The sequence below is a fragment of the Lachnoclostridium phytofermentans ISDg genome (assembly GCF_000018685.1).
Classification (GTDB): domain Bacteria; phylum Bacillota; class Clostridia; order Lachnospirales; family Lachnospiraceae; genus Lachnoclostridium; species Lachnoclostridium phytofermentans.
Genome location: NC_010001.1, coordinates 450001 through 461414 on the forward strand (window position 1 = coordinate 450001; position 11414 = coordinate 461414).

Genomic DNA, 11414 nt, shown 5'->3' on the forward strand with positions numbered 1-11414 from the left:
TAAGGCCGACGGGAGAAGCATTGTTAAGGAACTCGGCAAAATGACCCCGTAACTTCGGGAGAAGGGGTGCCTACGAAAGTAGGCCGCAGAGAATTGGCCCAAGCAACTGTTTAGCAAAAACACAGGTCTATGCAAAACCGAAAGGTGAGGTATATGGGCTGACGCCTGCCCGGTGCTGGAAGGTTAAGGGGAGAGGTTAGACGCAAGTCGAAGCTTTGAACTTAAGCCCCAGTAAACGGCGGCCGTAACTATAACGGTCCTAAGGTAGCGAAATTCCTTGTCGGGTAAGTTCCGACCCGCACGAAAGGCGTAATGATTTGGGCACTGTCTCGACAATGCACCCGGTGAAATTGAAATACCAGTGAAGATGCTGGTTACCTGCGCCAGGACGGAAAGACCCCATGGAGCTTTACTTCAGCTTGATACTGGGATTCGGTGCTGCATGTACAGGATAGGTGGGAGACTAAGAAGTAGGAACGCCAGTTCTTACGGAGTCGCTGTTGGGATACCACCCTTGTAGTACTGGATTTCTAACCTGTAGCCGTGACCCGGCTAGGGGACAATGTCAGGCGGGGAGTTTGACTGGGGCGGTCGCCTCCGAAAGGGTATCGGAGGCGCTCAAAGGTTCTCTCAGAATGGTTGGAAACCATTCGTAGAGTGCAAAGGCATAAGAGAGCTTGACTGTGACACCGACGGGTGGAGCAGGTACGAAAGTAGGACTTAGTGATCCGGTGGTATAAAGTGGGATTGCCATCGCTCAACGGATAAAAGCTACCCTGGGGATAACAGGCTTATCACTCCCAAGAGTTCACATCGACGGAGTGGTTTGGCACCTCGATGTCGGCTCATCGCATCCTGGGGCTGTAGTAGGTCCCAAGGGTTGGGCTGTTCGCCCATTAAAGCGGTACGCGAGCTGGGTTCAGAACGTCGTGAGACAGTTCGGTCCCTATCCGGCGTAGGCGTAGGATATTTGAGAGGAGCTGTCCTTAGTACGAGAGGACCGGGATGGACTGACCTCTGGTGTATCGGTTGTTCTACCAAGAGCATGGCCGAGTAGCCAAGTCGGGACGGGATAAACGCTGAAGGCATCTAAGCGTGAAGCCCCCCTCAAGATAAGATATCCCATAGCATAAGCTAGTAAGACCCCTTAAAGACGATAAGGTTGATAGGACAAAGGTGGAAGTGTGGTAACACATGTAGCTGATTGTTACTAATAGGTCGAGGGCTTAACCTAAAAGGTTTGTTTAAACTTTTTTCTGAGTTGACAATGTCAACATCATTTATTACAATGTAGAAGTATTCCTCGATAGCTCAATGGTAGAGCACACGGCTGTTAACCGTGGGGTTGTTGGTTCGAGCCCAACTCGGGGAGTTATTAACAAGAATAACCATGATATGAATGATAAAATTGTTAATTGACAAGAATTAAATTATATGTTAATATTATTAGCACGGCTCCATGGTCAAGCGGTTAAGACACCGCCCTTTCACGGCGGTAACAGGGGTTCAAATCCCCTTGGAGTCATTTGTAAGATTGATAGTTAACTAAAGTGGTGAAAGCTACTATCGGTCTTATCTTTGTGAAAAAAAGATACTCTATTGAACATTGTGCCGACGTGGCTCAATTAAACGTAAAGTGAATACGCCGACGTGGCTCAATTGGCAGAGCAGCTGACTTGTAATCAGCAGGTTATCGGTTCGAGTCCGATCGTCGGCTTTTATGGCTTTTGATTTTCAAAAGACATGGACCTTTAGCTCAGTTGGTTAGAGCAACCGGCTCATAACCGGTCGGTCCCGGGTTCGAGTCCCCGAAGGTCCACTAGAGATAATTATACAAAGGATTATCTTACAGGAAATAAAAGAATTTGGCTCAGTGGCTCAGTTGGTTAGAGCGCCGCCCTGTCACGGCGGAGGTCGTGGGTTCGAGTCCCATCTGAGTCGTTGTAATCGAAAAGATTACACGACAAAAAATACTCAATATGTATTTGTTATCGAGTCATAAAGACCAGTTAAATTGGGATCTTAGCTCAGCTGGGAGAGCATCTGCCTTACAAGCAGAGGGTCATAGGTTCGAGCCCTATAGGTCCCATTCAACCGAAAGGTTATGCCGGCGTGGCGGAACTGGCAGACGCACAGGACTTAAAATCCTGCGGGACTAATCTCCCGTACCGGTTCGATTCCGGTCGCCGGCATTATCTTTGAATTTTTCAAAGATAATCAGTATGAAAATTTCATACTATGTACGTGTAGCTCAGCTGGATAGAGCGTCTGGCTACGGACCAGAAGGTCGCGTGTTCGAATCATGTCACGTACATTAGTGCCTGTAAATGCTGAGTTTACAGGCTTTTTTCATTTTATTGACATGATCTCATATCAAAATGGAAACCCTTGTGTCAGGTGTTGTGGTGTGGTTCTTAGGAACCCCTAGATACTAGATGCAGGGATATTTTTATTTAAATGTGTCACAGATATTTTAAAAAAATCGTCCAATATATTAAAATACCACTGTTCATTTATCTATTTTAAAGAATTCATTATCATAATAATCATCAATCTGTCTTGTCTAAGAATCCAAACGCTTACCCCTCAATAATTTAAATAGAACCTTATGGTTTAACTTAAAATTAGCTATCATAATCACTATATTCAGATTTAGAAACCTATTATTCTTGTATACCATAAATAGTATGCTATAATTAATAAGTAAGGGAAAAACAGTAAGTATTTCTCTAAGGGAGTTTCTTGTGTTATTTCGATAGTCAACAATTTATTGGCTATTTTTTTCTGCCGTCATAAACCAAATAAAATTATATTTACTAGACATAACTTGTACTAGTTAGTCATAGATTTACTTACGAATACCTTCAAGGACAACTTTAATACTACCCGCTTTCTTTAGTACATATAATATATCGAGGTGATAATCATGAGTAGTTGTACTGATATACTGTTGATAAGCTCTGTAGCATGTCGAATTGCAGAATGTCTTGATGACAACGAATTAGCATTGCTTGCAGCTGACTTGTTATTTTTAAGTGATGCACTTAATGCTATTGCGGTACGTAGAGCGGTTTGTAAGGATATCTGCGAAAAGAAAGCCGCAAACACAGCGAAGAATAGTAAAGATAGTAATGCTAATAGCGGCAATAATAATAGTAACAATAATAATAGTAACAATAATAATAGTAGCGAGAATAATGGTAGTAATGATAATAGAGGTAACAAAGGTAATAAAGACGGTAATGGTAATAAAGTAGGTAAAAATAATAAAGACAGTAAAAGTAATAATGGTAATAGCGCTAGTAGCGGTAGTAGTATAAAACAAATCAGTGATGAGAAAAACGTTATTACACCGGTAAAAAGAGAACAAAGCTCCGAAATGAAGACTAGTGGGAGTAGTAATATGAAAGCTACATTCACTAAAAATGATAATTCTATGAAGATGGGCGATAATAAAATCGTTGATATGTCAGAGGATATTAATCATAGTAACAAGAAATAGAATGATAGGATGAATGCAATTTCGATTCGGACCTTTATAAATAAATTACAAGAAGGAATATGTACATAATTCTTAGAAGTATACTTATTAAGTAAATTAGATAGACATTAATTCACATCAATGTCTATCATGAGTAAAAATTATATATAAAATATTTTGCTCAAAAATAATTTAAAAAATCTGATAGCAGAGATTAATGAGTATTGGTACTGCTGCTGAGCAAATAATACCATTGATTACAGATAATACTACGGTTTCTTCATTGGTATATCGAATTAACATAGGTAGGGTAGTATCTTCACTGGTAGCTCCTGCAGGAGCTATACAGGTTGGAAAATTCAAATACTTTGCTATGAGTGGGATACTAAAGAAAGAAAATATTTCTCTCATTAAATTACTTAAGAAAGTAATACTACCAAACGAAGCACCTGCGAACTCGCTTACCATAACACCAGATAAGCTATACCAACCTAATCCACTTGCCATAGCTGTACTGGTGTTCATAGAGATTCCAGTGATAAAACTACAAATAATACCTCCAAGTAACGATCCAATTATGATACCAAAAGGAATAATAAAAACTTTAACATGATATTCTTTAATTTTCTGTATAATGCCACGATTTAATCCGATGCTGATAGCTACTAAAAACATAAGTAAATAAAGGATATAATGAGTATGTTCTGTAACAAAATTAATGATTGTTATATCAATGCCGGATAATCCATAAACAATTCCTATTAACAGGGCAATTACGGTAAGTAGAACCATAATTAGTCCTCCTTTTCTTTTAGTTTCTTTTTCATAAATAATCTGGTTAATAAGTAAACAATTAAAGTAGAAAAGACTGTTGGAATAAAAAAGTATAGAAAACTAGTTAAACCAAGTGTTGATATCTCTTGAAGAAAATGCTCTCTTTTACCAAGCATAACCCCCATAGAAAAAATAATTAAAATGGTGCATACTATTTGCATTTTTTCATTCTTTTTTTTATGTTTCTCTGGAAAAAACCTTGATCCAATGAAAATTCCAATTCCCATAATAATGAGAATATCCATAATATAGCCTCCCTTCTATAATAAAGTCCTCTTTTAGAAAAAATCAAGAACAGATAATGATATGGATAAGAATAGAGAATTTTAACCTCTCTAAAGCCCACGAATCCTAATACAAACGTATATACTATAACAAATATTTTAACTTCAAGCAAGAGAAACGAATGATACGAAAGATATAAACAGTACTTGCTTATAATTTGGTGCTTCTATATAAATTTTAAAAATGAATCCTATTAAAATTAGAACTTTGAGTACTAAGAAGTTAAAATTTAGATAAATACATCAACACTTTGACGAATTAGCGTATAAAACTACGAGAAAGTTTTGATTTTTTGATGCTTCTATCAATACTACTGGATAATTTTTATCTGCTAGGAAATAGCTATGAATCTTGACTTTATAAATTGTTTGTGATATATTAAACCGTATCCGACATTGGTACAGATTACGTGTAATGACAAAATTCCTAACAGGTTACTTACTAGATTATATTACTTGAATTTAAAACCTGCAAACAGTATGTTTACAGGTTTTTCATTATAATTAGCTGCATTAAATTTTGTATAAGTGAATGTAATTCAATTGAACTTTGGTAGGATTAGGAAATATTATCATAAATTTAAACTAGAATTAGATAATTTATTAACGAAGTCTTTATTTGACTTCTTAAGGCTTTTTTAAGGATGTTAGGCATTTAATCTCCTAAGAAAAAGTTGGTTTAATATTTCATAATATGGATGACGATACAAATAGTTAAACTAAGTTGTAAGTAAGCCAATATCAGAGGTTTCTTTGATATTGGCTTTTTTAAAAACGTAGGGACCTTTCGTCATTTTTTTATGCGAGCCAATGAATGTATAGTTCAATTCTGAGGTAGGAATAATTAAATAAGGGCTAAAAATATATAAGAGATAACATCTTGAATTATATTTTTATATAAAAAGACAGGAAGAAAGTGAGGATTGCTATGAAAATCAATCAGGAAAAGTGGAATTTGCCATCTTATATCAGGGATATCTTAACCGAGAGCAAACACGTATACTATCCACGTTCGAAGAAGGAGCTGATACATATGGCTTTTGGTGGAGAAGATGTGGACACTTATGAGGTGGCTTATGATGTACCGGGCAAGGGCAACATTGTAGAAGCAACGGTTACTCGTTGTAAAAATGGTATTGTAGTAAATTATCCGGACGACTATATGCGTAGACGTGACCCAGATTGTCTATTAGTTGCCGATAAAAATGATACAGACAAGCCTAAGTACGATGATGTTTACAATCAAGATTTTGAGCCACTTCGTCAGGAAACATTCCAATGGTTAAAAAAGCAAAAGCTTATTGTGTTTGCTTTTAAGTCCGGTGGTGAGGAATATGGTTATGATACCTTATTGGTTTCTCCAGCAAATGCGGGATTTTTTGCTTGTGCTGTTGCAGATTTACAGGGCTTTACCAGTATGCATGACATATCGGAGGACTTCAATCCAAAGGCAGTCATTTTCTTAGCACCTCCATTCCGTCATACCCATTTTGATGGTAAACAAATTGTAATTCACAATCGTTTAACAGGAATTCATGAGTTGTTTTCCTATAACTTATATCCAGGCCCAAGTGCGAAGAAGGGTATCTACGGCGTTTTACTTAACATTGGTGAAAATGAAGGTTGGACAACCGTTCACGCGTCTACTGTTAAGGTTATTACCCCATACGACAATGAAATTGTTATTATGCATGAAGGTGCATCTGGCGGTGGAAAGAGTGAGATGATCGAGCATGTTCACCGTGAGATGGATGGTCGTATTTTACTTGGTAAAAATACAGTAACTGGTGAGAAAACATTTATTGAATTATCAGAATCATGTGAATTAAGACCTGTTACCGATGATATGGCAATTTGCCATCCAAGGATGCAAAACGATAGTAAGAAACTTGTTGTTAAGGATGCAGAGCAAGGTTGGTTCTTACGTTGTGATCATATTAAGAGTTATGGTACTGCTCCTCAGCATGAAAAGATTTTTATTCATCCACAAGAGCCGTTGGTATTTTTAAATATTCAAGGTGTGCCAAATTCTACCTGTCTTGTTTGGGAACATACATTAGATTCTAATGGAAAACCTTGTCCAAACCCAAGAGTAGTTCTTCCAAGACGCTTGGTTCCGAATGTAATTGATGAGCCTGTAGAAATTGATGTTAGAAGTTTTGGTGTTAGAACACCGGCTTGTACAAAGAAGAACCCTTCTTATGGTATTCTTGGTATGTTCCATATTTTACCTCCAGCACTTGCTTGGTTATGGAGATTGGTTGCACCAAGAGGATATAACAATCCAAGTATTACTTCTTCCGAAGGTATGACAAGTGAAGGTGTTGGTTCTTACTGGCCATTTGCAACTGGTAAAATGGTGGAGCAGGCAAACCTTCTTATGGAGCAGATATTAAATTCAAGTCATACTCGTTATTTACTCATTCCGAATCAACACATCGGTGCTTATGAAGTTGGATTTGTACCACAGTGGGTAGCAAGAGAGTATATAGCTAGAAGAGGTAGTGCAAAATTTAAACCAGAGCACTTAGTAGAAGCTCGTTGTTCAATTCTAGGATATGGACTTGGATCACTTAAGGTAGATGGTCAGTACATCCGTAAGGCATTTTTACAACCAGAAATGCAGCAAGAAGTTGGTATCGAAGGCTATGATGCTGGTTCTAAGATACTTCTTGATTTCTTCAAGGAGGAAGTACAGAAATTCTTAACTCCTGAACTTCATGAGATGGGTAGAAAGATAATTGAATTATTACTTTCTGATGCTTCTGTTCAAGAGTACAATGATTTATTGCCAATGAGATATTAATAAAACAGTTATTTTACTGTTTTAATATAGGTACCCTAAAAGAGCGGGTGCAAATGGAATATTCTAAGGAGAAGCCAATCAGCTTTCGGAGGATTTCGTTTGCACTCGCTTTTAACATGATAAGGAAAGTTCGCGAATGTCTTTCCTTGTTTTAGATAAATATATTCTTTGCATTTTTAATTATAGTTCTGTTATAATCATGCTATTATAGTCTGAATAAAACAAAATAAAGTAATCTTTATCAATGGGAGTCTTATGAAAAAAATATTAGTTGTTGAAGATGATCTAAATATTAATAACATGCTGAGAGAAGCCTTAGAGGAAGCTGGTTATGAGGTGGTTCAGGCATATTCGGGTACAGAAGCCATGCTAAATGTAGGCATGACAGAGTTTGATTTAATTCTTTTGGATTTAATGTTACCGGGCATGTCAGGAGAAGAGTTTTTAAAGCTGTTCAATAAAAAAGAACGGACGCCTGTTATTGTGCTATCTGCAAAGGACGAGCTGGATAGTAAGGTGGATGTCCTATCATGCGGAGCAGATGATTATATTACGAAACCATTTCAATTAAAAGAATTACTTGTTCGTATTGAAGTAGCTCTTAGGCGAGTAAATCGAAATATAGAAAAATCGCAGGATGAAACAAATCAATGTCTTTCTCATAAAGACTTATTATTGAATCGTAGTTCTTATGAAGTTAGATTAGCAGGAAATTTGATATCACTTACCAAACAGGAATATAAGATATTAGAACTTTTACTTCTCCATCCAAACAAGGTGTTTAGTAAGCAGGAGATTTATAATTATGCATGGGAAGAATACTTTATCGGTGAGGATAAGACAATCAATGTTCATATCAGTAATATCCGCATGAAGCTAAAAAAGGTTACAGAAGACGATTATATTGATACGGTCTGGGGAATAGGATTTAAACTCAGTAAATAGTCTTTAAACTTAGTAAATACTATCTTTACCATTTCTTTAACTTTCCTTTGCGATATGTTTATAAAGATTCTTTAAGATAATACTTGAAAAGAACATTGCTTTATAACAGAAATATTGAAACAGAGAGAAAGAGGAGGAAGAGTATGAATGATATATTGTTAAGGTCATCCGTTCTAACAAAGAAGTATAAAAATTATGCTGCTGTTAATCAGGTAAACCTAACGATAAAGCGAGGTGATATCTATGGCTTTATCGGTAGGAATGGAGCAGGTAAAACTACATTTTTAAAAATGATTAGCGGACTTGCAAAACAAACCTCAGGTAATATAGAGCTATTTGGTGCGGATTGTAATAAGCAAAAGGAGCTATTTTCCAGGATTGGGGTTTTAATTGAGGCACCGGGATTATTTCCGAATATGACTGCGTTTGAAAATCTAAAGATGAAGTGTATCAGTCATGGGATTCAGGATGATAATTATATTCATGAAATTATTGAGCTTATAGGCTTAAAAGATGTAAATAAGAAAAAGACAAAAAATTATTCGCTTGGTATGAAACAGAGACTTGGAATTGGTATGGCATTGATTGGAGATCCGGACTTACTGGTACTTGATGAGCCAATCAATGGTCTTGATCCTCAAGGGATTGTTGAAGTGAGAGATACAATTCAACGGTTAAATAAAGAGCGTAATATGACAATCATTATTTCGAGCCATATCTTAGAAGAATTGTCAAAGATAGCGACAAGATATGGGATTATTGATAAGGGGGTACTCCTTCAGGAGTTAACCTGTGAAGAGCTTATGGAGCGTTGCAGTGAGCGTATACAAATTACCTTGACTGGCGTGAAGGAAGCATGTACAATTCTTGAAGAAAAATTAGGAATTAAAGATTATAAAGTGATTAATCCATCAACCATCTATGTATTTGAGCATCTAGATAATCCTGCACTCATTAATATGACACTTTGTAATAATGGGGTTTTGGTCTCGTCATTTCATGTTGCTAATGATGATTTGGAGACCTATTTTATCAATTTAACAGGAGGTGTTAGTCATGCTTAAAACAATCAAAATGGATCTGTACCGTATGTTCCGCAGTAAAAGCTTTTATGTTACTCTATTCATCACTTTCATTCTTGTTGTTGTATCGGTAATAACAATTAAGATTGTACTAAATAATGATAACCTAAAAAATATATACGATCAGGGCATGGATGTATCGGATTCTGTTATAGTTGGAATAGGTACGGGTCCGATGAACGTGGATAGTATTGAACTTACACTGGGTGACTTATTTAGTTCATCCGTTGGAGGTGCATCATTAGCTGTTGTAGCTGTCATATTTGCTATTATTTTTGTCTGCTCAGAACATAACAGTGGTTATATTAAAAATGTAATTAGCAGAAAAGGATATCGCGATTATTTTACAATTTCAAAAGCTATTTGTATGGCGATTTATCTATTGATTACCTTGTTAGGTGCTGCTATTTTAATCGGAATTTCTTCCTCCCTTTTACTCGATACTTTTAGGTTAGGTAATATAAGTGAGTTTGCATCTTATTTTTTCACCCAATATTTACTTCATTTTGCTTTAGTTATGTTGGTGATTTTTCTATGTAATTTATCTAGAAATATGGCAATCAGTATGGCGGTTGGAATCTGTATTTGTTCTGGAATGTTAGCATTATTAACTGGTCTATTGGATCGTTTGAAATTAAATATCGTTTTTTCAAACTATTTAGTCACTACTAATATGAAGTTGTTACCGATACCATATGATGCAACAATCTATACAAGAGCTATCTTGGTATCCTTAGTCGTTACAATTGTATTTGGAATTTCCAGTATTATCTTAATGAGAAAACAAGATGTGAGATAGGTAAAAATCAAATATTAAAATATCGATTAAAAGGCTTATAGAAGGGTCTTAAAACTATTGGTTGAAAGGATTAAAATAAGGACAGATAAGTGAAAAGGAGGAGAAGTTAGAGGATGACATGGATAATAGTGATTGCTTTATGTATTGCAGTTGGATATTTCATTGCTGTCCTTCAATATAAAAAGCAAATTCGTACTTGGAACCAGAATCTTTCCTTTATCTTATCTAATAATTCTAATATGCGATTAGAACAGTTAGTTCCGTCGAAGGATGTTTCGAAGTTATTGGATTTATTGAATGAGTTAATGCAAAGACATAGAAAACTTAAGGTAGAGTATGAAGTGAAGGATGAGGCATTTAAACAATTGATAACAAACCTATCTCATGACATACGCACACCGCTTACTTCGCTCGACGGATATTTTCAGTTATTAACAAAAGCGAAAGAACCTGAGGTACGGGAACACTATATTACTATCATCGAAGGTCGTATCAGACAATTGTCCGAGATGCTTGACCAATTGTTTCTCTACATGAAATTACAGAATGATTGTTATGAACTTTCCATAGAGAAATGCAATCTTAGCCAGATTCTATGTGAATGTATACTTGATTTTTATGAGCAATTTACGAACCGGGGAATTGAGCCTGTGATACATTTACCAGAAGAAGAGATGATAATGCTTGGTAACCCCTCGGCTCTTATCCGTATCCTTCAGAACATGATTAAGAATGCTTTAGAACATGGAAATGAGCATTTTCAGATTACCTTGGAGAAAGAGGAAGAAATTGTAGTTACATGTAAAAATGGCTATGCCAATGGAGAAGAAGTCGACTTTTCTTTAATCTTTGAACGTTTCTATAAAGCTGATAAAGCACGGACAAGAAGTTCTACAGGATTAGGCCTTGCAATCGCCAAAGAATTAACTGAAAAGCTTGGAGGAAGTATAGAAGCCATCAATGAAGGGACTGAGTTTTTAATTAAGGTTCATTTTCCGGTTGGTTAGAAAATTCTGTAGGAATCTAAGGTAGTCGGTAAATTAATTATTATAAAAGGTATTAGTTAAGTATTATGCCCTTTATAATAATTATGTATTAAATCGATAATATTGGTATCATAGAAATGTATTTAGATATTAATCAAATTTATACCCGAGATTGTATAATCAATTTAAGGTTTATA

8 protein-coding genes, 8 tRNA genes and 1 rRNA gene (1 of these 17 running past the window's edge) are annotated in these 11414 nt (G+C 36.1%); 15 read left to right on the forward strand and 2 right to left on the reverse strand.

Annotated features, from left to right (window positions below):
* The 10 genes from CPHY_RS01910 to CPHY_RS21555 form a co-directional block, all read left to right on the forward strand.
* A 23S ribosomal RNA gene (locus CPHY_RS01910) occupies positions 1–1234 on the forward strand; it begins 1682 nt to the left of the window's first position.
* Positions 1235–1300: 66 nt separating this feature from the next.
* A tRNA-Asn gene (locus CPHY_RS01915) sits at positions 1301–1372 on the forward strand.
* A gap of 81 nt (positions 1373–1453) precedes the next feature.
* A tRNA-Glu gene (locus CPHY_RS01920) sits at positions 1454–1525 on the forward strand.
* A 119-nt stretch (positions 1526–1644) separates the two neighbouring features.
* Positions 1645–1717, forward strand: a tRNA-Thr gene (locus CPHY_RS01925).
* Between the two features lie 28 nt (positions 1718–1745).
* Positions 1746–1819 (forward strand) — tRNA-Ile (locus CPHY_RS01930).
* A 48-nt stretch (positions 1820–1867) separates the two neighbouring features.
* A tRNA-Asp gene (locus CPHY_RS01935) sits at positions 1868–1941 on the forward strand.
* Positions 1942–2016: 75 nt separating this feature from the next.
* A tRNA-Val gene (locus CPHY_RS01940) sits at positions 2017–2089 on the forward strand.
* Between the two features lie 17 nt (positions 2090–2106).
* A tRNA-Leu gene (locus CPHY_RS01945) sits at positions 2107–2192 on the forward strand.
* A gap of 48 nt (positions 2193–2240) precedes the next feature.
* Positions 2241–2314, forward strand: a tRNA-Arg gene (locus CPHY_RS01950).
* A gap of 612 nt (positions 2315–2926) precedes the next feature.
* Complete coding sequence (locus tag CPHY_RS21555; protein ID WP_012198384.1) at positions 2927–3502, forward strand: DUF6774 domain-containing protein; 576 nt, start codon at positions 2927–2929, stop codon at positions 3500–3502.
* Positions 3503–3673: 171 nt separating this feature from the next.
* Here CPHY_RS21555 and CPHY_RS01960 read toward each other — a convergent pair whose 3' ends face one another.
* Both CPHY_RS01960 and CPHY_RS01965 read right to left on the reverse strand, forming a co-directional pair.
* On the reverse strand, positions 3674–4273 hold the full coding sequence (locus CPHY_RS01960; protein ID WP_012198385.1) for a lysine exporter LysO family protein: 600 nt from the start codon (positions 4271–4273) through the stop codon (positions 3674–3676).
* 2 nt (positions 4274–4275) lie between these two features.
* Positions 4276–4560, reverse strand: coding sequence for a hypothetical protein (locus tag CPHY_RS01965; RefSeq protein ID WP_012198386.1), 285 nt, complete (start codon positions 4558–4560; stop codon positions 4276–4278).
* Positions 4561–5527: 967 nt separating this feature from the next.
* On the opposite strand from CPHY_RS01965, the gene CPHY_RS01970 reads away from it, so the two are divergent.
* The 5 genes from CPHY_RS01970 (at position 5528) to CPHY_RS01990 (ending at position 11238) form a co-directional block, all read left to right on the forward strand.
* Positions 5528–7405, forward strand: coding sequence for a DUF4914 family protein (locus CPHY_RS01970; RefSeq protein ID WP_041703083.1), 1878 nt, complete (start codon positions 5528–5530; stop codon positions 7403–7405).
* A 255-nt stretch (positions 7406–7660) separates the two neighbouring features.
* Positions 7661–8350, forward strand: coding sequence for a response regulator transcription factor (locus CPHY_RS01975; protein ID WP_012198388.1), 690 nt, complete (start codon positions 7661–7663; stop codon positions 8348–8350).
* Positions 8351–8493: 143 nt separating this feature from the next.
* Entirely contained in the window at positions 8494–9414 is a 921-nt protein-coding gene (locus CPHY_RS01980) for an ATP-binding cassette domain-containing protein (protein ID WP_012198389.1), read from the forward strand.
* A complete protein-coding gene (locus tag CPHY_RS01985) occupies positions 9407–10231 on the forward strand; it encodes an ABC transporter permease (RefSeq protein ID WP_012198390.1) in 825 nt (274 codons plus the stop codon). The genes CPHY_RS01980 and CPHY_RS01985 overlap by 8 nt, the downstream gene beginning before the upstream one ends.
* A gap of 113 nt (positions 10232–10344) precedes the next feature.
* The gene (locus CPHY_RS01990) at positions 10345–11238 is read left to right on the forward strand and encodes a sensor histidine kinase (RefSeq protein ID WP_012198391.1); all 894 of its coding nucleotides are present in this window, start codon (positions 10345–10347) and stop codon (positions 11236–11238) included.
* Positions 11239–11414 lie beyond the last annotated feature (176 nt).